The 20,698-nt window shown below is 72.8% G+C and carries 18 protein-coding genes and 1 riboswitch; of the genes, 3 read left to right on the plus strand and 15 right to left on the minus strand.

The annotated features are described in order from the left end of the window. Nucleotides 1–56: 56 nt before the first annotated feature. Nucleotides 57–1,442: a peptidase C39 family protein gene (locus tag OHA55_RS02205; protein WP_266710389.1), complete on the minus strand. Its 1,386-nt coding sequence runs from the start codon at nucleotides 1,440–1,442 to the stop codon at nucleotides 57–59. A gap of 294 nt (nucleotides 1,443–1,736) precedes the next feature. On the opposite strand from OHA55_RS02205, the gene OHA55_RS02210 reads away from it, so the two are divergent. Both OHA55_RS02210 and OHA55_RS02215 read left to right on the plus strand, forming a co-directional pair. Continuing rightward, entirely contained in the window at nucleotides 1,737–2,366 is a 630-nt protein-coding gene (locus tag OHA55_RS02210) for a uridine kinase (RefSeq protein WP_266702234.1), read from the plus strand. A gap of 348 nt (nucleotides 2,367–2,714) precedes the next feature. Then, nucleotides 2,715–4,622: an AAA family ATPase gene (locus OHA55_RS02215; RefSeq protein ID WP_266702236.1), complete on the plus strand. Its 1,908-nt coding sequence runs from the start codon at nucleotides 2,715–2,717 to the stop codon at nucleotides 4,620–4,622. Nucleotides 4,623–4,705: 83 nt separating this feature from the next. Here OHA55_RS02215 and OHA55_RS02220 read toward each other — a convergent pair whose 3' ends face one another. From OHA55_RS02220 to OHA55_RS02270, 11 genes are all read right to left on the minus strand, one after another. Then, nucleotides 4,706–5,815, minus strand: coding sequence for a hemolysin family protein (locus tag OHA55_RS02220; RefSeq protein ID WP_266702238.1), 1,110 nt, complete (start codon nucleotides 5,813–5,815; stop codon nucleotides 4,706–4,708). Then, entirely contained in the window at nucleotides 5,812–7,221 is a 1,410-nt protein-coding gene (locus tag OHA55_RS02225) for a hemolysin family protein (RefSeq protein WP_266702240.1), read from the minus strand. The genes OHA55_RS02220 and OHA55_RS02225 overlap by 4 nt, the downstream gene beginning before the upstream one ends. Nucleotides 7,222–7,480: 259 nt before the next feature. Continuing rightward, nucleotides 7,481–7,942, minus strand: coding sequence for a PH domain-containing protein (locus tag OHA55_RS02230; RefSeq protein WP_266702242.1), 462 nt, complete (start codon nucleotides 7,940–7,942; stop codon nucleotides 7,481–7,483). 43 nt (nucleotides 7,943–7,985) lie between these two features. Beyond that, the gene (gene hisG, locus OHA55_RS02235; protein ID WP_266702244.1) at nucleotides 7,986–8,834 is read right to left on the minus strand and encodes an ATP phosphoribosyltransferase; all 849 of its coding nucleotides are present in this window, start codon (nucleotides 8,832–8,834) and stop codon (nucleotides 7,986–7,988) included. Nucleotides 8,835–8,917: 83 nt separating this feature from the next. Next, complete coding sequence (locus OHA55_RS02240; RefSeq protein ID WP_266702246.1) at nucleotides 8,918–9,190, minus strand: phosphoribosyl-ATP diphosphatase; 273 nt, start codon at nucleotides 9,188–9,190, stop codon at nucleotides 8,918–8,920. Nucleotides 9,191–9,224: 34 nt separating this feature from the next. Continuing rightward, nucleotides 9,225–9,710: a 6,7-dimethyl-8-ribityllumazine synthase gene (ribH, locus tag OHA55_RS02245; RefSeq protein ID WP_266702248.1), complete on the minus strand. Its 486-nt coding sequence runs from the start codon at nucleotides 9,708–9,710 to the stop codon at nucleotides 9,225–9,227. 46 nt (nucleotides 9,711–9,756) lie between these two features. Next, a complete protein-coding gene (locus OHA55_RS02250; RefSeq protein WP_266702250.1) occupies nucleotides 9,757–11,043 on the minus strand; it encodes a bifunctional 3,4-dihydroxy-2-butanone-4-phosphate synthase/GTP cyclohydrolase II in 1,287 nt (428 codons plus the stop codon). After that, entirely contained in the window at nucleotides 11,040–11,684 is a 645-nt protein-coding gene (pnuC, locus tag OHA55_RS02255) for a nicotinamide riboside transporter PnuC (protein ID WP_266702252.1), read from the minus strand. Before pnuC ends, OHA55_RS02250 begins: the two co-directional genes overlap by 4 nt. Beyond that, complete coding sequence (locus OHA55_RS02260; protein ID WP_266702254.1) at nucleotides 11,681–12,334, minus strand: riboflavin synthase; 654 nt, start codon at nucleotides 12,332–12,334, stop codon at nucleotides 11,681–11,683. The genes pnuC and OHA55_RS02260 overlap by 4 nt, the downstream gene beginning before the upstream one ends. Further along, a complete protein-coding gene (ribD, locus tag OHA55_RS02265; RefSeq protein ID WP_266702256.1) occupies nucleotides 12,334–13,443 on the minus strand; it encodes a bifunctional diaminohydroxyphosphoribosylaminopyrimidine deaminase/5-amino-6-(5-phosphoribosylamino)uracil reductase RibD in 1,110 nt (369 codons plus the stop codon). The genes OHA55_RS02260 and ribD overlap by 1 nt, the downstream gene beginning before the upstream one ends. A gap of 163 nt (nucleotides 13,444–13,606) precedes the next feature. Continuing rightward, a riboswitch (FMN riboswitch) is annotated at nucleotides 13,607–13,737 on the minus strand. Nucleotides 13,738–13,872: 135 nt separating this feature from the next. Beyond that, nucleotides 13,873–15,108, minus strand: a complete 1,236-nt coding sequence (locus tag OHA55_RS02270; protein WP_266702258.1) for an ROK family transcriptional regulator — start codon at nucleotides 15,106–15,108, stop codon at nucleotides 13,873–13,875. A gap of 137 nt (nucleotides 15,109–15,245) precedes the next feature. Here OHA55_RS02270 and OHA55_RS02275 point away from each other — a divergent pair, with 137 nt between their 5' ends. Continuing rightward, nucleotides 15,246–16,478, plus strand: coding sequence for an MFS transporter (locus OHA55_RS02275; protein ID WP_266702260.1), 1,233 nt, complete (start codon nucleotides 15,246–15,248; stop codon nucleotides 16,476–16,478). Between the two features lie 28 nt (nucleotides 16,479–16,506). Here the strand turns inward: OHA55_RS02275 and OHA55_RS02280 are convergent, their stop codons facing one another. The 3 genes from OHA55_RS02280 to OHA55_RS02290 form a co-directional block, all read right to left on the minus strand. Continuing rightward, nucleotides 16,507–17,640 carry a crosslink repair DNA glycosylase YcaQ family protein gene (locus OHA55_RS02280; protein WP_266702262.1) on the minus strand — a complete coding sequence of 378 codons (1,134 nt, stop codon included), beginning with the start codon at nucleotides 17,638–17,640 and terminating at the stop codon, nucleotides 16,507–16,509. A 104-nt stretch (nucleotides 17,641–17,744) separates the two neighbouring features. Then, nucleotides 17,745–19,115: a uracil-xanthine permease family protein gene (locus OHA55_RS02285; RefSeq protein ID WP_266702264.1), complete on the minus strand. Its 1,371-nt coding sequence runs from the start codon at nucleotides 19,113–19,115 to the stop codon at nucleotides 17,745–17,747. A 260-nt stretch (nucleotides 19,116–19,375) separates the two neighbouring features. Then, complete coding sequence (locus OHA55_RS02290; RefSeq protein ID WP_323180356.1) at nucleotides 19,376–20,623, minus strand: glycoside hydrolase family 6 protein; 1,248 nt, start codon at nucleotides 20,621–20,623, stop codon at nucleotides 19,376–19,378. Between the last annotated feature and the right edge of the window lie 75 nt (nucleotides 20,624–20,698).

The following is a 20,698-nucleotide window of genomic DNA, read 5'->3' on the forward strand; positions in this document are numbered from 1 at the left end:
GACGGACGGAGAGTGCTGCCGCCAGGCCGTCCGGACGGTCGCAGGCCCTACCCCGCTCACACCAGCCCGAGCGCCCTCAGCACCCGGCGCTGCGCCGCGTTCGGGTCGGTCGGCCAGTAGAGGTAGCAGACCCCGCCCGTGCCGCTGCGCACGTTGCCGCTCGCGTCGTACCGCTTGGTCCTCAGCCAGATCTGCTCCCACTCGGTGCGCGAGTAGATGCGGCGCACCGCGTCGTCGTCCTTCGACGCGGGGTCGTTGGCGACGACGTCGCCGGTCGCGGTGAAGCCGATGACGGTCATCAGGTGGCCCGAGGTGCCGTAACCGGCCCCGGTCAGCTCCTCCTTGAGGAAGGACTGCGAGGTGATGACGGGGATGCCGGCCCGCACGAGGGTCTCCACGTCGGTGAGGGAGCCCAGGCGGGTGACGGCGGAGGACATGTCCCGGTAGGTGGCGGCGTAGGCGGCGTTGAAAGGCCAGTTGCCGCAGCCGTCGTACTGGTAGTCGAAGGTGTAGCGCGCCGCGTGGCAGACCTGGGGGTCGGGGAGGTCCGGCTTGACCCAGGCGAGCTGTTCGGCGGTGGGCTTGCGGCCCCAGTACTCGATGATCATCTGCGAGGAGGTGGGGCTGCACCATGCCTCGCCGCCGTTGTCGTACTCGGGGTACTGCCCCGCGTGGACGTTCTGCGAGTAGCGCGGCACCGCGAGTTCGTGGCCGCTGCCGGTGCCGGGGGTGCTCGCCGGGACGGTGAAGCGGTCCGGGACGTCGGAGGCCATGGCACCCAGGCGCCACACCGTCGGGGTGAGCCGGGTGCCCGGCCTGCGGTGCAGGGTGAGGCGGAGGCGGTAGTGGGTCAGGCGCAGGCCGCTCGCCGCGTCGTCGACGGAGAAGGTGTCGGTCCAGACGGTGCTCTTCCCGTCCGTCTGGTCGTCCACCGAGGTACGGCGGACGTCCTCGTCCCCGGCGGCCCAGCGGCCCATCACGTACCAGGGGGTGTCGGTGCCGTCCGAGTAGCGGCCGAGCAGTTCGATCTGGATCCAGGTGCCGGCGGGGGTGTCGGCGTTCCAGGAGGCGATCACCTCGGTGGCCGGTACGGCACTGCGGTGGGCCGGGGAGGTCCAGGTGGCGTACTCCCACGCGGCGGTCGTGCCGGTGTGCGGGTCGGTGTAGTCGGTGGTCCCGGCCGGGGCGGCGATGACCAGGCCGGGCCTGCGGCCGGCGACGGCCTTGGTTCCGGTGGCGGAGCCGGAGCGCCAGTCGGTGTAGGTCGTCCAGAAGTGGTTGTCCACGACGGTGTCCGGGGCCTTGGCGGAGGGTGCGCCCGGGCGGGAAGGGCGGGAGGGGCGTGCGGCGGCGGACGCGGGTCCGGTGGAGGTCACGGCGGAGGCCGCGGCGACGGCCGCGATGGCGGCGAGGACGGCCCGGCGGTTGTGCGGTCCGGTCATGGGGTAGCGCGGTCCGGTCATGGGGGACTCCCGAGTCGTTGGCGGACGAGGGTGTACGGCGGGTGCGGGCGCGTGTACGGCATGCGTGTTCGAGGTCGATCAGTGGCCAACTATCGCGGGTCGAGGCCTCGCCCGGCCAGTGATTCGTCCCGCGCGGACGGAGCAACATTGGACTGATCCACTGGCACGACCCGGGTGCTCCCACCGGCGTGACCTGCGGCGGACGCGGAGAGGGCCGAGCGGACGGCCGGGGAGACCCCCGGGACCCCGGCCCCCGGCCCGTACCCTGGAGCCATGAACGATCTGGCCGGACACGCCCGCGGCCTCCTCTCCCTCCCCCCGTCCCTGGGCCCGGTGCGCCTGGTGGCGATCGACGGGCACGCGGGCTCGGGGAAGAGCACTCTGGCGACCCGGATCGCCGCCGCGCTGGACGGCGCCCCGCTCCTGCGGCTGGACGATCTGGCCACCCACGAGGAGCTGTTCGCCTGGACGGACCGGCTGCGCGAGCAGGTGCTGCTGCCGCTGTCGCGCGGGGAGCGGGCGCGCTACGCCCCGTACGACTGGAACGCCCGGTGCTTCGGGCCGGAGCGGCCACTGGACCCGGCGCCGGTGGTGCTGATCGAAGGCGTGGGGGCCGGACGCCGGTTCCTGCGGCCCCGGCTGGCCTCGCTGTGGTGGATGGAGCTGGACCGAGAGACCGCCTGGGAGCGGGGCCGACGACGGGACGGGCCGGCACTGGGAGGTTTCTGGGACGGCTGGACGGTCGCGGAGGCCGAACACTTCGCCGGGGACCCGTCCCGGCCGTACGCGGATTCGCTGGTACGCCAGTTGCCCGACGGATACGAGTGGCTGACGGGGCCTCAGGCGACTCCGCCCCCGAGTCGAATTGCTACGGAGGGTGAAGGCGGCAGGTCATCCGGTTGAGCCGCCGGAAATCGCCAGGCGCATGTTCCAACTCGGCTTGACCGGCGGGGCTTAGAGGTCTTACGTTCTCAATGTGCGGCTTTTCGGAGCCCATCCAGGACGCGAAGCCCCCGGTTGTTCCCCCGTGATCGGGGGCTTCGTTCTGCCCGCAATCCCCCTGCGGGCGCACCACAGAGGCCCTTTCCTTCACCGTCCGTCACGAGCGACACCGTTCGGGTGGCCGTTCGGGCGTGGGTACGATGCTCGACGTGCCGGTCAATTCCCGCCCGCGAAACGGTGATTCGACGCGCATCCGTGGGCATGCTGTGCGGGCGGGACATCCTGGGGCACAGTCGTGTGGGGGACCTGATGGACATCGGCACGCAGGGCGCGCACGCCCCTGCCGAACTGGCCTGGCTACGGGGCGTGGACGCCTACACCATGGGCGCGTACCCGCATGCCGAGGAGGAATTCCGGACCGCGGTACGGCTCGATCCCGGCATGGCGGACGCCTGGCTGGGTCTCCACGCGCTGCGGATCGACACCACCACCGCGCTGCTGAGCATGTACCGGTACCGCGACCGCTTCGGCGAGCAGCGCACCCGCCACAAACGCACGCTCAACTCCTGGTACTGGCTGGGCTGGTGGGTGCAGCCGGTACTGGAGTCGCCACGCGATCTTCTGCTGGCCCACGCCTCTCACTGGCTGGACGGGCGCCATGTGCCGGAGCTGGACCGGGCGTTGGCCGGACTCCCGCCGGTGGACACCGACGCGCAGGTGCGGTTCCTGCACGCCTGCCGGGCCTATCTCGCGAAGGACTGGGAGCAGTTGGTCCGCTACACCGAGCGGCTGGTCGACGACCCGCTGCTCGGGATCGAGGCGCGGCTCTTCGGAGGGATGGCCCGGGTCCGGCTGGAGATGTACGGCCAGGCCGAGCCGCTGCTCTCGGCGGCGCTGATGCGCTGTCGCAGCGAGCAGCCGCAGCGCAAGGAGCTGCGGTACTGGCTGGCGCGGGCGCACGAGGGGACGGGGCGCAGTGCCGCGGCTCTGCCCCTCTACCGGGCGGTGCACCGGGTCGACCCTTCGTTCATGGACACGTCGGCCCGGCTCGCGGCGATCACCGACCATGACGGGTTCGACGATCCCGGCGGGCTCGCCCCGGCCGCGTTGAGCGGTTACGGCACGGACGAGGCGGGCGCCGGGTCCCAGCCGGACGGCGACGCGCTGCTCGGTACGGATCTGGTGGACGGCCGCGACCCGTGGCTGGGCGGCGATCCGCTCGGCCCGGTCGCCCCGGTGGTGACGACCGCCCCGGAGGGCGCGCGGGTCAAGCGGTCCGGGTCCGGCCGTGCGGGCCGTCCGGTGCTGCCCGCCGGGCCCAGCGATCCCGCGCTGCTGGCCGACGCGCTCGCCGAGCTGGAGCGGATGGTCGGGCTCGATCCGGTGAAGCGGCAGGTCAAGGCGCTCTCCGCGCAGCTGAACATGGCGCGGCTGCGGGCAGAGCAGGGTCTTCCCGTGCAGCCGCCCAAGCGGCACTTCGTGTTCTCCGGCCCTTCGGGCACCGGCAAGACGACGGTCGCCCGCATCCTGGGCCGGGTCTTCTACGCCCTGGGCCTCTTGGGCGGTGATCATCTGGTGGAGGCCCAACGCTCCGATCTGGTGGGCGAGTTCCTCGGCCAGACGGCGGTCAAGGCCAATGAACTGATCGACTCGGCACTGGGCGGGGTGCTCTTCGTGGACGAGGCGTACAGCCTCGCCAACTCCGGTTACAGCAAGGGCGACGCGTACGGCGACGAGGCGCTCCAGGTCCTGCTGAAGCGGGCCGAGGACAACCGGGACCATCTGGTGGTCATCCTGGCCGGCTACCCGGAGGGCATGGACCGGCTGCTGGCCACCAACCCGGGGCTCTCCTCGCGGTTCACCAGCCGGGTCGACTTCCCGAGCTACCGCCCGCTCGAACTCACCGCGATCGGCGGGGTGCTGGCCGCCGCCAACGGCGATCTCTGGGACGAGGAGTCCCTCGACGAGCTGCGCAGCATCAGCGGTCACGTGGTCGACCAGGGATGGATCGACGAGCTGGGCAACGGCCGCTTCCTGCGCACCCTGTACGAGAAGAGCTGCGCCTACCGCGACCTGCGGCTCTCCGGTTACACCACGCCGCCGGGGCGCGAGGACCTGGCGACGCTGCGGCTGCCGGACCTGATGCAGGCGTACGGCGAGGTGCTCTCCGGCCGGGGCCCGGTGGGCCGGGGCCAGACGGAGGCCCCCGGCGCGTAGCACCCCGGTACGCTCCCTACGCGCGAACGGGCCCGCCCGGCAGTTCGCCGGACGGGCCCGCACTCGTGACGGAGGATCCTCCCTCAGCCGATGTCTGCCATGGCCTTCGGCTCGTACGCGGGGTGCTCCGCGGTCACGTCGACCGTGCGGCGCGGCACCGAGACGCGGTGGGAGGGGTCGCGGACCTCGCCCACCAGCGTTTCCAGTACGTCCTCCAGGGCGACGAGTCCGAGGACCTTCCCCTGGGCGTCGGCGACCTGCGCGAGGTGGGTCGCGGCCCGGCGCATCACGGTCAGGGCGTCGTCCAGCGGGAGTTCGGCCCGTACGGTCGCCATCGGGCGCCAGACGTGCTGAGGCACGGCACGCTCGCCGTCCTCCAGATCGAGGACGTCCTTGACGTGCAGGTAGCCCATGAACGGGCCGCCGCGCTCGGCGCGGACCGGGAAGCGCGAGAACCCGGTCCGTACGGTGAGCTCCTCGACCCGGCGCGGGGTGACGGACGGATCGACCGTCACCAGCGAACCGTTCTCCAGGAGCACGTCCGTGACGGGCCTGCTGCCCAGCTCCAGGGCGTCCTCCAGGCGTTCCTGCGCCTCGGGTTCCAGGAGCCCGGCCTGGCCGGAGTCCTCTACCAGGCGGTTCAGCTGCTCGCTGGTGAAGACGGCTTCGACCTCGTCCTTGGGCTCGACCCGGAAGAGCTTCAGCACGAGCTTGGCGCAGGCGCCGAGCGCCGCGGTGACCGGGCGGCAGAGCCGGGCGAAGCCCACCAGGGCGGGGCTGAGCCAGAGGGCGGTCTTCTCCGGGGCGGCCATCGCCAGGTTCTTCGGGACCATCTCGCCGATGACGAGGTGGAGGACGACGACGAAGACGAGGGCGAGGACGTAGCCGAGCGGGTGGACGAGCCCGTCGGGCAGGTGTGCCGCGTGGAAGACGGGTTCCAGCAGGTGGGCGACGGTCGGTTCGGCGACGGCGCCCAGGGTGAGCGAGCAGACGGTGATGCCGAACTGTGCGGCGGCCATCATCTGCGGGAGGTTCTCCAGGCCGTACAGCACCTTGTGGGCGCGGGCCGATCCGCTCGCGGCGAGCGGTTCGACCTGGCTGCGGCGGACCGAGACGAGTGCGAACTCGGCTCCGACGAAGAAGCCGTTCGCGAGGACGAGGAGTCCCGCGAAGAACAGTTGGACCAGGCTCATCGGGTGGCCTCCTGCAAGGTCCGGGCCGGGGCCGCGAGGCGGTCGCCCTCCGGGGTGTCTTCCGGCCGGTCGGTGGGGCCCGGCTGCCCGGACACGTCCGCGGTGCGGACGAAGCGGACCTGCTCGGCCCGGTAGTGGCCCACCTGGCGGACGGAGATCCGCCAGCCGGGCAGTCCGGTCCGGTCACCGGGGGCGGGGATGCGCCCGAGGAGGTCGGCGACGAGTCCGGCCACGGTCTCGTACGGTCCGTCGGGTACGTCGAGGCCTATCCGGCGGAGGCTGAGGACGCGGCAGCTGCCGTCCGCGTCCCAGGCGGGACGGCCGTCCTCACCGGTGACGGAGACCAGCTCGGGCCGGTCGGCGCCTTCGGCGTCGTGCTCGTCGCGGACCTCGCCGACGAGCTCCTCGATGATGTCCTCCAGCGTGACGACACCCGCGGTGCCGCCGTACTCGTCGACGACGACGGCTATCGGCTGCTCGTTGCGGAGTCGCTGGAGCAGTTGTTCGACGGGGAGGGACTCGGGGACCAGCAGCGGCGGGACGGCGATCCGGCCGGCCGGGGTGCGCAGCCGGTCGGCGGCCGGGACCGCGAGGGCGTCCTTGAGGTGGACCATGCCGACGACCTCGTCGATGCGTTCCCGGTAGACCGGGAAGCGGGAGAGGCCGGTGGCGCGGGTCAGGTTGAGGACGTCGGCCGCGGTGGCGGTCGACTGGAGTGCGCTGACCCGGACCCGGGGGGTCATGACGTGCTGGGCGGTGAGGCCGCCGAGCGACAGGGTCCGTACGAAGAGGTCGGCGGTGTCCTGTTCCAGGGTGCCGGCCTCCGCGGAGTGCCTGGCCAGCGAGACCAGCTCGCCCGGGGTGCGGGCGGAGGCGAGTTCGTCGGTGGGCTCGACGCCCAGCAGCCGGACCAGCCGGTTGGCGAGCGTGTTCAGCGCCGTGATCACCGGGCGGAGCGCGGTGGCGAAGCGGTGCTGGGGTCCGGCGACGAACCGGGCGACCTGGAGGGGCTTGGAGACGGCCCAGTTCTTGGGCACCAGCTCGCCGATGACCATCTGCACGGCGGAGGCGAGCAGCATGCCGATCACCACGCTGACGGTGGGCACGGCCCCGGAGGGCAGGCCGGTGGCGGTGAGCGGTCCGGTGAAGAGCTGGGCGAGCGCGGGTTCGGCGAGCATGCCGACGACCAGCGAGGTGATGGTGATGCCCAGCTGGGTGCCGGAGAGCTGGAAGGAGAGTTCGCGCAGCGCGTCGACGACGGTGCGTGCGCGCCGGTCACCTTCTTCGGCGGCGCGCTCGGCCTCGGGCTTCTCGACGGTGACGAGGCCGAATTCGGCCGCCACGAAGAAGCCGTTGGCCAGGATGAGAAGGAATGCCGCGATGAGCAGCAGCAGGGGGGTGGTCATGCCGCCGCCTCCGGGGAAGGGGCGGCGCAGGTACTACCGGACGATCCGTCCATTGCTGGAAGGAGTCACTCCTCGGGTCGCAGGAAAAGCCCCGCCGGTCCGCGGACCGTCTGGGCGGGGCGGGGCGCCACTCGGCGCCGCCGGACCCCAGAGTAGTCAAGAATCGGTGTCTCCGGGCAGGGGCTCACGGCCATCGGCCGGGCGCCCCTTCGCCCGCCCGTGCGCGCGGGCCTGAACGGGCGTCGGGCCGAGGGCCCGGTCAGGCTTCGGTGCCGCTGCCGTGCGACGCGACGAGCCTGCGGAGCTCCCCGGCGTCCCGTACGGCCCGCTCCTTGGAGAGGCCGGGCTGGATGCCGAGTGCGGGCAGGCTGGTGCCGTCGCTGAGGCCGAGGAAGAGCCAGGGGTCGCCGGCCCTCAGGTTGACCTGGAGGATCTGCTCCCAGGCGAGCCGCCGGGTCCGGGTGAGGTTGACGACGGTCACGCCCTCCTCGTCGGCGACGATCTTGGGCCGTGCGAGCAGCACCAGCACCCCCGCGACGAGGACCGCGAAGGCGATGAAGGTCACCCGGTCCCCCGGACCGAGGCTCTCCAGCGTCAGCGCGACGACGGTCAGGACGACGAAGAAGGCAAGCGCGATGGTGAGCAGGACCAGCCGGGTGAGACCCGGCCGGAACGTGACGGGAAGAGCGGGCGCTTCGGTCCGGGGTGCGGGGGCGGACATCAGGTTCTTCGGTCCTCTGCTGGAGGGGGCTGGTGCGGTCCCGTCAGAGCCGGCAGGCGTGGATCGCCGTGGTGAGGATGGCGCGGGCGCCCAGCTCGTACAGGTCGTCCATGATCCGCTGCGCCTCGCGGGAGGCGACCATGGAGCGGACGGCGACCCAGCCCTCGTGGTGGAGCGGGGAGACCGTCGGCGACTCCAGGCCCGGGGTGAGGGCGACCGCGCGCTCCAGGTGCTCGACGCGGCAGTCGTAGTCCATCATCACGTACGTCCGGGCGACCAGGACACCCTGGAGGCGGCGGAGGAACTGCTGGACCTTGGGCTCGTCGGTGCCGGCGCCGGTACGGCGGATGACGACGGCCTCGGACTTCATGATCGGCTCGCCGATCACCTCGAGTCCGGCGTTGCGCATGCTGGTGCCGGTCTCGACCACGTCGGCGATGACCTGGGCGACGCCGAGCTCGATGGCGGTCTCGACCGCGCCGTCGAGGTGGACGACGGAGGCGTTGACGCCGTTGTCGGCGAGGTGCTTGGCGACGATGCCCTCGTAGGAGGTGGCGATCGTCATGCCGTCGAAGTCCTGCGGGCCCGCGGCGGTGCCGGGCTTGGTGGCGTACCGGAAGGTCGAACGGGCGAAGCCGAGCTGGAGGATCTCCTCGGCGTGGGCCCCGGAGTCGAGCAGCAGGTCGCGACCGGTGATGCCGATGTCGAGACGGCCGGAGCTCACGTAGATCGCGATGTCCCGGGGCCGCAGGTAGAAGAACTCGACCTCGTTGACGGGGTCGACGAGGACGAGCTCCTTCGACTCCTTGCGCTGCTGGTACCCGGCCTCATGGAGCATCGCCATCGCAGGCCCGGAGAGTGAACCCTTGTTGGGGACGGCGATGCGCAGCATGAGCTCGGGTTTCCTTTGTGCGGAGGAGCGTGCGGACGGTTCTGCGGACGTGCGTGTCTTCAGCGGTGGTGCGGAGCTGGTGCTCAGAGGTGGGCGTAGACGTCGTCGAGGGAGATCCCGCGGGCGACCATCATCACCTGGACGTGGTACAGCAGCTGCGAGATCTCCTCGGCCGCTGCTTCCTTGCCCTCGTACTCGGCGGCCATCCAGACCTCGGCGGCCTCCTCGACGACCTTCTTGCCGATGGCATGGACCCCCTTGCCCACCAGTTCGGCGGTGCGCGAGGTGGAGGGGTCGCCGTCCGCGGCCTTGAGCGTCAGCTCGGCGAAGAGTTCTTCGAAGGTTTTGTTGGCCATGATGGTCCTTAGAATACGGGGTCGCCGCCCGCCCTCAGCGCCAGGGTTCGCTGATGGTGCGCAGCGTGGTGGCGGTGGCGACGGCGGCGGTGACCGCTTCGTGCCCCTTGTCCTCCGAGGATCCTTCCAGGCCGGCCCGGTCGAGCGCCTGCTCCTCGGTGTCGCAGGTGAGGACGCCGAATCCGACGGGGACGCCGGTGTCGACGGTGACCTGGGTGAGTCCGGCGGTGACGCCCTGGGAGACGTACTCGAAGTGCGGGGTGCCGCCGCGGATGATCACGCCGAGGGCGACGACCGCGTCGTAGCCGCGTCCGGCGAGGACCTTGGCGACGACCGGGAGCTCGAAGCTGCCCGGGACGCGGAGCAGGGTCGGTTCCTGGATGCCGAGTTCACCGAGCGCGCGCAGGGCTCCGTCGACGAGTCCGTCCATGACCTTGTCGTGCCACTGGGCGGCGACGACCGCCACACGGAGGTCCTCGCAGTTGCTCACGGACAGTTCGGGTGCGCCCTTGCCGCTCATGTTCTTCTCCTACCGTTCTTTCGGTTCTGTGGGTCTGTCTGCGGGACTACTGGTTGCCGCAGGTGGAGGCGGGTACGCCGTCGAGCCACGGCAGGTCGTGTCCCATCCGGTCCCGCTTGGTGCGCAGGTAGCGCAGGTTGTGCTCGCCGGCCTGTACGGGCATGGGCTCGCGGCCGTTGACGACGAGGCCGTGCCGGACGACGGCGGCGGTCTTGTCGGGGTTGTTGGTCATCAGCCGCAGGCTGTGCACGCCGAGGTCCCGCAGTATCCGCGCGCCGGCCGCGTAGTCGCGGGCGTCGGCGGGCAGGCCGAGTTCCAGGTTGGCGTCGAGGGTGTCGGAGCCGCGTTCCTGGAGTTCGTACGCGCGCAGCTTCTGGAGCAGGCCGATGCCCCGGCCCTCGTGGCCGCGGAGGTAGACGACGACGCCCCGGCCCTCGCCGGTGATCCGTTCCATGGAGGCCTGCAGCTGGGGGCCGCAGTCGCAGCGCTGGGACTGGAAGATGTCGCCGGTCAGGCATTCGGAGTGGATGCGGACGAGGACGTCCTCGCCGTCGCCGACGTCCCCGTGCACCAGGGCGACGTGTTCGACGCCGTCGGTGACGGAGCGGTAGCCGTAGGCGGTGAAGTCGCCGAAGGCGGTCGGCAGCCGTACCTCGGCCTCGCGCCGGACGGTGGGTTCGGCGCTGCGGCGGTAGGCGATCAGGTCCTCGATGGAGATGATCGAGAGGCCGTGCTTGCGGGCGAAGGGGACGAGTTCGGGCAGCCGCAGCATGACGCCGTCCTCGCCGGCGATCTCGACGATCGCGCCGACCGGGCGCAGTCCGGCGAGCCGGGCGAGGTCGACGGCGGCCTCGGTGTGGCCGTTGCGGACGAGTACGCCGCCGGCGCGGGCGCGCAGCGGGAAGACGTGACCGGGCCGGACGAAGTCGCCGGGGCCGGCCGTACCGCCCGCGAGCATCCGCAGGGTGGTGGCACGGTCGGCGGCGGAGATGCCGGTGGTGACTCCGTACGCGGCGGAGGCGTCCACCGAGACGGTGAAGGCGGTCTTCATCGACTCGGTGTTGTGCTCGACCATCTGCGGGAGTTCGAGCCGGTCGAGTTCACCGGCCTCCATGGGGGCGCAGATCAGGCCGCGGCACTCGCTCATCATGAACGCGATGACTTCGGGCGTGGCCTTCTCGGCGGCGATGACGAGGTCGCCCTCGTTCTCGCGGTCCTCGTCGTCGACGACCACCACGGGGCGGCCGGCGGCGATGTCGCGGATCGCCTGCTCGACGGGGTCGAGAGCGAGTTCACGGTCGTGGTGCGTCGGGGTGGCGGGCCGGGTCGTCATGCCGTGGCTCCTTCCAGACCGGGGGTGCGGGTACGCAGCCACCAGTCGCGCATGCCCCACAGGACCAGGGCGCCGTAGATGACGTAGACGAATCCGGAGAAGGCGAATCCGTTGGCGAAGTTCAGCGGGACGCCGACCAAGTCGACGAGCAGCCAGGCGAACCAGAACTCGACCATGCCGCGCGCCTGCGCGTACATCGCGACGATGGTGCCGACGAAGACGTACGCGTCGGGCCACGGGTCCCAGGACAGTTCGGGGAAGGCGGTGAACAGGCCGCCGACGGCGAGGGTGCCGACGACCGCGCCGGCGAGCAGCACGCCGCGTTCGCGCCAGGTGGCGAACCGTACGGCTATGGAGCCGTCCTGCGCCCGCTGCTTGCCGCGCGTCCAGGAGTACCAGCCGAGCAGCGAGACGACGATGACGACGAGTTGCTTGCCGGCGCTGCCGGACAGGTGGGCGGAGGCGAACGCGAAGAGCAGGATCGCGCCGGACAGGAGCTGGGCGGGCCAGGTCAGCACGGACCGCTTCCAGCCGAGGGCGAGCGCGATCAGACCGATCGTGTTGCCGATCATGTCCGACCACTTGATGTGCTGGTCGAGGACGGTGAACGCCTCGGAGTTGAGCCAGTCGGCGACGTTCACTTCGCGGTCTCCTCGTCGGTGTCGCTCGGGTTGCGGAGGTAGGTGTCGATCTGGTCGCCCGTACGGTCGCCGAGCAGGCGCTCGACGTACTTCGCGATGACGTCCACCTCCAGGTTGACCGGGTCGCCGGGCTGCTTGAGGCCGAGCGTGGTCAGCGCGAGGGTGGTGGGGATGAGGCTGATGGTGAAGTGGTCGGGGCCGGCGTCGACGACGGTGAGGCTCACGCCGTCGACGGTGATCGAGCCCTTCTCGACCACGTACCGGGTCAGTCCGGCCGGCAGCGAGACCTTGACGATCTCCCAGTTCTCCGACGGGGTACGGGAGACGATGTGACCGGTGCCGTCCACGTGCCCCTGCACGATGTGGCCGCCGAGCCGGCCGCCGAGCGCCATCGGGCGCTCCAGGTTGACGCGGGAGCCGGCGGTGAGGGCGCCGAGGCTGGAGCGCTTCAGCGTCTCGGCCATGACGTCGGCGGTGAACTCGTGCTCGCCCGTCTCCACGACCGTCAGGCAGACACCGTTGACGGCGATCGAATCGCCGTGCTTGGCGCCCTCGGTGACGACGGGGCCGCGCAGCCGGAAGCGGGAGGCGTCGTCGAGCACCTCGACGGCGGTGACCTCACCCAGTTCTTCGACAATTCCGGTGAACACTAGTTTTCCTTCCGAGCGGTGGGGTCCGCGGCGACGGTGGCGGTGATGCGGAGATCGGGGCCGATCGTTGCGGTCTCGGTCACATCGAGCCGCAACGCCCGGGCGATGGTGGAGATTCCGGCGTCGCCGAGGGCGGCGGGGCCGGAGCCGAGGAGGACCGGCGCGAGGTAGCCGACGACCCGGTCGACGGCCCCGGCGGCGACGAAGGCGCCCGCCAGGGTGGGTCCGCCTTCGAGGAGTACGGAGCGGACGGACCGCTCGTGGAGGGCCGCGAGGAGGGCGGTGACGTCGAGGCCGGTGCCACTCGCGGAGCGCGGCAGCCGGAGCACGCTCTCCCCGGGCAGGTGGCGGGCGTCGGCGTCCTCGGCGACCGCGACCAGGGTCGGCGCGGTGTCGTCGAGGACCCGGGCCCCGGGGCGTACGGCGGTGGCGGTGGTGTCCACGACGACGCGCAGCGGCTGGGTGGCGCCTTCGACGCCCCGCGCGCCGAGCTGCGGGTCGTCGGTGCGGGCGGTGCCGGAGCCGACGATCACGGCGTCGGCCTCGGCGCGCAGCCGGTGCACGTCGGCTCGGGACTCGGGCGAGGTGATCCAGCGGCTGGTGCCGTCGGCGGCGGCGATCCGGCCGTCGAGGGTGGCGGCGTACTTCCAGAGGACGTACGGGCGTCCGCGGCGCACCGAGGTGAGCCAGGCGGTGTTGCCCTCCTCGGCCGCGGCGGCGAGGAGCCCGCTCTCCACCCGGATCCCGGCGGCGCGCAGAGTGTCCGCGCCGCCGGTGGCCTGCGGGTTCGGGTCGCCGACGGCGTGGACGACGCGGGCGACACCGGCCTCGATGAGCGCCTGCGCGCAGGGTCCGGTTCGTCCGGTGTGGTTGCAGGGTTCGAGGGTGACGTACGCGGTGCCGCCGCGGGCCCGGCTCCCCGCTTCGCGCAGGGCGTGGATCTCGGCGTGCGGGCCGCCGGCGCGCTGGTGGAAGCCTTCACCGGCCGGTGCTCCGGCGGCGTCGGTGATCACGCATCCGACGACCGGGTTGGGGCTGGTGGAGCCGAGGCCGCGGGCGGCGAGTTCGATCGCTCGGCGCATGGCGGTGATGTCGGCTGCGGTTGCCACCGGGTCCTCCTGCCTCTTCGGGCACGGACTCCGGGGCCTGTCGATGACGACAGATGAAGCGGTACGCAACAGGGTGGGCGCTCGAACCGCGAAATCCGGACGCGTTGCCCGGAGTTCTCCGGAACACGCGTCCGCCCACGGCGGCGTACCCCATGACGGCCCGCCGCGCACTGCCTCCCATCCGGACTTTCACCGTCGGTCCAGGAATCTCACCTGGTCAACCGGCCGCTGGATGCGGACGGGTCGCGGACTATAACCGCCGGTTCGGAATTACACCGACCCCGGAGTGCGCTGCTGCTGGTACCCCAACAGTCTGCCACGAGTTGCCACCGGCCAGCAGGGGGGTCGCTGTGCGGTGGATCACAGCGCACGTTCCGTGACGGGACGCCGTTCCGCGCGGTGCACGCCGGGCGGGTCCGCCGGCCCGGGTCAGTGGGCCGCCGGGGCGAAGAGCGCGTCCTGCGCGGCCTCGCGCGCGGTGAAGAGCGCGCCGCGCAGGATCGCGTTGCCGCCCAGTTCGCCCGCCCTGACCTCGGTGCGCAGCGGTGACATGAGGGCCAGCCGCTCCTCGACCAGGGACGCGAGTCCGGCTCCCCCGGCGTGGCCGACCTCTCCGGCGAGCACCAGGCAGCCGGGGTCCAGGACCGAGACGACGGAGGCGGCGCCGAGGGCGATCCGGTGGGCGAGGGTGCCGAGGAACGCCTCGCCGCCGGCCGCTCCGGCGAGCGCCTCCCGGACGTACGCGGCGGCCGCGTAGCCCTGCTCGGGGCCGGAGACCGCGCACCGGGGCCGCCCGCCGTCCTCGTTCTCGTCGGCTCCGGTCCGCGGGGACTCCATGCCGTGGCCGGCGGCGAGCGCGCAGATGGCCTCGGAGCCGACGAGCGAGTGGAAGCCGCCTTCGCAGGTGGCGGCCGAGAGGGCACCGACCGCGCCGGGGACGGGCATGAAGCCGATCTCCCCGGCGCCGCCGGAGGCGCCCCGGCGCAGGGTGCCCTCCAGCATCAAAGCGGCGCCGACGGCGTGGCCGAGCCAGAAGAGGGCGAAGGTCGGCCGGTCGCGGGCGGCTCCGACGCGGTGTTCGGCGACGGCGGCGAGGTTGGTCTCGTTCTCCACGAGGACCCGGGCGGGCAGCCGTTGCTGCAGCGAGCTCACCAGCTCCCGGTGCCAGGCGGGCAGCCCGATGGTGACGCGGAGTTCGCCGGTGGCGGGGTCGATCAGCCCGGGGGCTCCGACGCCGACGCTGTGCAGGGGAGCGTCGCCCGCCTCGCGGGCGGTGCGTTCCAGCAGGGCGACCGCCCGCTCGACGGCGGGCCCGGTACCGGTGTCGCTGCCGATGGGCACGCTGGCCTCGGCGAGGGTCCTGCCGAGGAGGTCGGCGACGATCACGGACACGCTGCCGGTGCGGACGTCGAGCGCCGCGAGGTGGGCGCGGTCCGCGACGATGCCGTACAACCGGGCGTTCGGGCCACGGCGTTCGGCGCCGGCTTCGCCGACGACCTCGATGAGACCGGCTTCCTGGAGCCGTTCGACCAGGTCGGCGACGGTCGGCCGGGAGAGCCCGGTCGACGCTTTGAGCTGGGCGGCCGTCAAGGGGCCGTCCTGCTGGAGGAGACGCAGGGCGAGCCGGTCGTTGATGGCCCGGGCGGTGCTCGGTGAAGCGGGCATGGCGGAATCCTTCCAGATCACCGTCGTGCGTTCCGACGCGGGCTTTTTATCAGGCAAGGTTCCTGATAGTTTACGCCTCGATCCTGGGACAGGAGCACCGGCCGCGCAGCGGGCGCCAATGGGGAGGGAACCTCGCAATGTCATCGCACTCGACCACCACCGCCTTCGGCACCGCGCAGGTGAAACGGGCCAGATACGCGATCGCCGCGGTGTTCACCGTGCACGGCGCCGTCACCGGCAGCTTCGCCACCCGGGTCCCCTGGATCCAGGACCACGCCGGGGTCAGCGCCGGACAGCTCGGCCTCGCCCTGGCCTTCCCGGCGATCGGCGCTTCGCTCTCCATGCCGCTGGCCGGCCGGATCAGCCACCGCTTCGGCGCCCGGAACGCGCTGCGCGGGCTGCTCGCCCTGTGGACCCTGGCGCTGATCCTGCCCTCGCTCGCCCCCAACCTGCTGACGCTCTGCGCGGGCCTCTTCGTCTACGGTGCCTCCGCCGGCATGTCCGACGTGGCGATGAACGCGCTCGGCGTGGAGGTGGAGAACCGTCTCGACCGGTCGATCATGTCCAGCCTGCACGGCATGTGGAGTGCCGGTGCGCTGATCGGCTCGGCGGCGGGCACGGTGGCGGCCCACGTCGGCGCCGACGCCCGCCTCCACCACCTGCTGGCCGCGCTGACCCTGACCGTGCTCGGCCTCATCGCCTGCCAGGGCGTGCTGGACCTGCGCAGCGAGGCGGACGAGGAGCCCCCGCCGCGCTTCACCCTCCCGCCGAAGTCGGCACTGGTGATCGGCGCCATCGGCTTCTGCGCCGTCTTCGCCGAGGGGGCCAGCATGGACTGGTCGGCCGTCTACCTGCGGGACGTCGTCGACACCTCCGCGGGTCTCGCCGCGGCCTCCACCACGGCGTTCGCGCTGACGATGACGGTCGCGCGGCTCGCCGGCGACAGAATCGTGGACCGCTTCGGAGCGGTCAGGGCGGTACGGGCGGGCGGAGCGCTCGCGACGCTGGGCGGCGCCCTGGTGGTCTTCTCCCCCGGCGCTCCGGGGGTGCTGTGCGGCTTCGGCCTGATCGGCCTCGGGGTCGCGGTCGTCGTCCCGCTGGCCTTCGCCGCGGCCGGGCGCAGCGGCCCGAACCCGAGCCAGGCCATCGCCGGCGTCGCCACCATCACGTACACCTCGGGGCTGGTCGCCCCGTCCGCGATCGGTTCGCTCGCCGAGGCGACCTCGCTGGTCGTGTCGTTCGGCCTGGTCACGGTGCTCGCCTTCGGCCTGGTGCTCGGGGCCGGGGTGCTGCGGGGCGCCGACCGCAAGGTCGCCGACTCGGTGACCGCGCCGGGCGGTGTGGTGGCGAAGAGCCCGTCCGAGGGCTGAGGCCCCTGCGCCGAGGGGTTCAAGACCGTCAGGCCAAGTGCAGCCGGGCCTCGTCGGCGCCCCGCGCGGCGGCCACCAGCGCGGCCTCCTCCTCCAGGGCCCGGCGCACCGGGGCGGTGAGCGGGGCGAACGGGGTGACGGTGATCCCGACCGCCCGGCCGGCCGCCTTGGCCCGCCAGGTCCCGGCCGGCTCGGCACCGACCAGCAGCACGCCCGCCCCGCCGATCGCCCGCCAGATTTCCTTGCGGCGGGCCTCGTCGGGGACGAGGAGTTCCCGGTCGCGGCCCTGGAGGAACGGGTCGCCGGGCGGCAGCAGCCGTACCGTGCCTCCGGCGTCCGGCGCGTCCGTCCCGAGGTCCGGGCCGGCCAGCCAGGCGGTGCGCACCCCGGCTCCCGCGCCGGTCACCTCGACCTCCACCAGACCTTCGGGCCAGACGGCCCGGACGACCGGGGTGCGCACGCCGAGGTACTTCGCGACCTCGGAGGGGCCGGCCGGACCGTGCAGGTGCAGATAGGCGCGGACCAGGGCACCGGTACCGTGCGCGGCCTCCGGGAGCGCGAATCCGGGCTCCAGCGGCGAGAGCGTCGTACCGCCCTCGGAGGTGACGCGCACCGCTCCGAAGATGCCTGCCTGCTGGAAGAGGAGACCGGAGATGTGCCGGGCCCCGCAGGTGGCGCAGTCGAAGGTGAGCGAGCGGTCCACCAGGGCGCTCACCTCGGTGCTGACCTCCCCTTTGGGCTTCGGCCCGGTCACCACGGTCCGCAGGGCCTCGGCGGTGGTCCGGAAGGCGCGGAGCCCGAGCTTCGCGCCTTCCTTGATGACCGTCGTACGGATGCGGGCCTGCGCGTCGGCGTCGTCCAGCGGCCAGAGCGCCCGGGCCAGCGCGGGCAGCGCGTCCGCCCGGTGCAGGTGCGGGGCGCCCCGGAACGTCCAGACCCGCTCCAGCCCCTCGGGCGGGACCCCGCGCGCGGCGAGTGCGATCCGCGCCGAGCCGGCGGGGGTGTCCTGTACCCCGAGCACACCCAGTTCGCCGAGGTCCGGCGTGCCGGAGGAGCGGTCCAGCCCGTGGGCCGCGAAGCGGCGGGCGAGGATCTGCGCCCGGTCCATGGGGACCGCGGGCGCTGAACGCCGGGCCGCCGGTGATCCGCCCCGTCCCGTCATGACTCCACCGTCCGCCGTCGTGTCGTGGTGGGCACCATCATGGCGCGGCGCGGGCCTCCCCGCAGGCGTCCGGGGAACATCGACGAGGTGCCCCGGCCCGGGGCTCACCCCCGGTCGTACCCCGGGTTCTCCGGCTCCCGCAGGGGCGGTTCGCCGGTCATGTGGGCGGGCGCCAGGGCCCGCAGGGCGTGGTAGCCGAGGACCACGATGATGGTGCCCAGCGCGATGCCGCTCAGCTCGAAGTTGTCGGTGAAGGTCAGGCTGACGTTGCCGATCCCGACGATCAGTCCGGCCGCCACCGGCACGAGGTGGAGCGGGTTGGCGAGATCGACGCCGGCCCGGACCCAGATCTGGGCGCCCAGCAGGCCGATCATGCCGTAGAGGATGACGGTGATGCCGCCGAGGACCCCGCCGGGGATCGCCGCGACGAAGGCGCCGAACTTGGGGCAGAGCCCGAAGAGGACCGCGAACCCGGCCGCGCACCAGTAGGCGGCGGTGGAGTAGACGCGGGTGGCGGCCATCACCCCGATGTTCTCCGCGTACGTGGTGGTGGCGGGACCGCCCACGGAGGTCGCGACCATGGTGGCCGCGCCGTCCGCCATGATCGCCGTGCCGAGCTGGTCGTCCAGCGGGTCGCCGGTCATCTCGCCGACGGCCTTGACGTGTCCGGCGTTCTCCGCGATGAGGGCGATGACCACGGGCAGGGCGACCAGGATCGCCGAACCGGAGAAGCTCGGGGCGTGGAAGTCGGGCAGACCGATCCAGCTCGCGTGGCCGACCCCGGACAGGTCCAGGCGCCAGTGGTCCACGGACTCGGTGCCGCCCGCCGGGGAGTGGATGCGGCCGAAGATCCGGTCCAGCACCCAGGAGAGGACGTATCCGAAGGCGAGGCCGAGGAAGATCGCGATGCGCGACCAGAAGCCGCGCAGCACGACCAGCGCGAACCCGGTGAAGACCATCGTGGCCAGCGCGGCCCACTGGTCCTGCGGCCAGTAGGTACCGGCCGTCACCGGGGCGAGGTTGAAACCGATGAGCATGACGACCGCGCCGGTGACCACGGGCGGCAGCACCATGTGGATGACCCGCGCGCCGAGTGCGCGCACCACCGCCCCGCAGAGGAAGAGCACGGCTCCGACGACCAGCAGCGCACCGGTGAGGGTGGACGCGTCGCCGCCCTGGCCCGCGATGACGGCGGCGACGCCGACGAACGACAGGCTGCTCCCGAGGTAGCTGGGGATACGGCCCCGGGTGATGAGCAGGAACATGATCGTGGCGACACCGGACGCCATCACGGCGAGGTTGGCGTCCAGGCCCATCAGCACCGGCGCGACGAAGCACGCGCCGATCATGGAGACCACGTGCTGGGCCCCGAGCCCGACCGTACGGCCCCAGGTCAGCCGCTCACCGGGCTTGACGACCTCCCCCGGCCGCAGATGCTTCCCGTCGCCGTGCAGCTTCCAGCCGAAGCCCGCCATGATCACTCCTCAGCTCGTGTCACACCTCCGCACGGTGAGGGGTACGTGTCCGTGCCTTCGTCCAGGCACCGCCGCACACCCTTCGCCCGCCGACGCCCCCGGCGGGGCGGCACGCGCGCACCCCGCGGAACGATGACTCAAAAGGCTCTTTCTAGCTGAAAACAGCCCCATTGGCCAAAACGTTCATCCTCGCGTACGGGTGACTGACCTGCGGGAAGACGCGTCTGACTCCGCGTCGGAGGCGCTGCGCCGGGTCGGCTTCAGCCCGTCGCGAGAGCGTACGCGTACTCGGCGCTGAACTCCCCCGCCTCCGCCGAACAGCCGTCGGACTCCCCCGGCAGCTTCACCCACAGGTACGCGTCGATCCGGGACTCGCCCGTACGCGTCGTCGGGGCGCTGCCGAGGGCCCGCCCCTGCGGGTCGCACCAGGCGTCGTCCGCCGGCGGGCCGTTGCCGTTGCGGCTGGTGTCGATGACGGCGCCCAGGCCGGGCGGGCCGCCGAGGGCGTCCAGCACCCGCCGCGCGTAGGCCGCCTCGTCGGCGGTGCGGCGGAAGTTGGAGACGTTGGTGAAGATCCCGTCGCCGTACCGCGCGGCACCCGCCGCCCGGAGCAGCTCCGCCTGCCGTGCCGCGCCGTTCCAGGCCGAGTGGCCGCCGTCGTAGTAGACCCTGGCCCGCGGGTTCGCCGCGTGCAGGACCCGGCCCGCCCGCGCCAGCGAGGCGAAGCGCGCGGCGCGGCCGTCCGCCGTGAGGCAGTCGGAGTCCGCCACGGCGTCGGGCTCCAGGACCACGATCACCGGTCCGTCTCCGAGCCCCGCCGCGAAGGCGCGCATCCAGGTGTCGTACGAGCCGAGGTCCGGCGCCCCGCCCCCGGACGCACCGCCGCAGTCGCGGTCCGCGATGGTGTACGGCACCAGGACGGGGGTGCGGCCCGCCGCCGAGGCGGCCCGGGTCACGGCCGCCACCCGCCCCGTGACCGTGTCCGGGTCGTACGTCGTGAACCAGACGGCGGTGGGCCGGCTCCCGATCCGGGACTCCACGACCGGGCGGAGCGGGTCCTCCCGGTGGCCGGCTGTCCACTCCAGGAGCTGGGAGTCCGGGTAGCGGTAGAGCGCCGGCAGCCCGGACGCGCCGCCGGTCGCGGGCGCCCGCGACGGCTTCGGGGAACGGGGCGCCGCCGACGGGGACGGGCTCGCCGACGCGCCCGCCGCGGGTCCGTGCGGACGGCCGGCCGGGGACGGGGAGGGCGACGGGGCCACGGCGGAGGTGCCGTCCGGGAGGGGCACCGGCCGCTCGACGGCCCAGGGGCCGGGCGGGGCGGTGGCGCGATCGTCGCCGCCGGCCCCGGCGGTGAGCACGGCGGCGGCTCCCACGGCGGCGACGAGGGCCGCGGCGGCGCTCATGAGCGCGTGCAGACGGGCGGCGCGGTGTTCCGTACGGGCGGCTCCCCGGTCCCGCCCGGGGAACTTCCCCGTACGCCGCGGGACTTCGCGGACACGGTCCGGCACTCCGCACCATCCTTCCGGGGCAGCGGGGTTCGTCCGATCCGATGAACTCCGGCCCGGTCGCCGCCGCGTCGAGAG

The organism is Streptomyces sp. NBC_00102, from assembly GCF_026343115.1.
Taxonomy (GTDB): Bacteria; Actinomycetota; Actinomycetes; order Streptomycetales; family Streptomycetaceae; genus Streptomyces.

Excerpts from the sequence above, each read along its gene's own strand:
- OHA55_RS02285 (WP_266702264.1), bottom strand. The coding sequence starts at position 19,115 with ATGGCGGGCTTCGGCTGGAAGCTGCACGGCGACGGGAAGCATCTGCGG.
- hisG (WP_266702244.1), bottom strand. The coding sequence starts at position 8,834 with ATGCTGCGCATCGCCGTCCCCAACAAGGGTTCACTCTCCGGGCCTGCG.
- ribH (WP_266702248.1), bottom strand. The coding sequence starts at position 9,710 with ATGAGCGGCAAGGGCGCACCCGAACTGTCCGTGAGCAACTGCGAGGAC.
- OHA55_RS02240 (WP_266702246.1), bottom strand. The coding sequence starts at position 9,190 with ATGGCCAACAAAACCTTCGAAGAACTCTTCGCCGAGCTGACGCTCAAG.
- OHA55_RS02275 (WP_266702260.1), top strand. The coding sequence starts at position 15,246 with ATGTCATCGCACTCGACCACCACCGCCTTCGGCACCGCGCAGGTGAAA.
- OHA55_RS02225 (WP_266702240.1), bottom strand. The coding sequence starts at position 7,221 with ATGACCACCCCCCTGCTGCTGCTCATCGCGGCATTCCTTCTCATCCTG.
- OHA55_RS02250 (WP_266702250.1), bottom strand. The coding sequence starts at position 11,043 with ATGACGACCCGGCCCGCCACCCCGACGCACCACGACCGTGAACTCGCT.
- OHA55_RS02205 (WP_266710389.1), bottom strand. The coding sequence starts at position 1,442 with ATGACCGGACCGCACAACCGCCGGGCCGTCCTCGCCGCCATCGCGGCC.
- OHA55_RS02210 (WP_266702234.1), top strand. The coding sequence starts at position 1,737 with ATGAACGATCTGGCCGGACACGCCCGCGGCCTCCTCTCCCTCCCCCCG.
- OHA55_RS02220 (WP_266702238.1), bottom strand. The coding sequence starts at position 5,815 with ATGAGCCTGGTCCAACTGTTCTTCGCGGGACTCCTCGTCCTCGCGAAC.
- OHA55_RS02215 (WP_266702236.1), top strand. The coding sequence starts at position 2,715 with ATGGACATCGGCACGCAGGGCGCGCACGCCCCTGCCGAACTGGCCTGG.
- OHA55_RS02270 (WP_266702258.1), bottom strand. The coding sequence starts at position 15,108 with ATGCCCGCTTCACCGAGCACCGCCCGGGCCATCAACGACCGGCTCGCC.
- OHA55_RS02230 (WP_266702242.1), bottom strand. The coding sequence starts at position 7,942 with ATGTCCGCCCCCGCACCCCGGACCGAAGCGCCCGCTCTTCCCGTCACG.
- OHA55_RS02280 (WP_266702262.1), bottom strand. The coding sequence starts at position 17,640 with ATGACGGGACGGGGCGGATCACCGGCGGCCCGGCGTTCAGCGCCCGCG.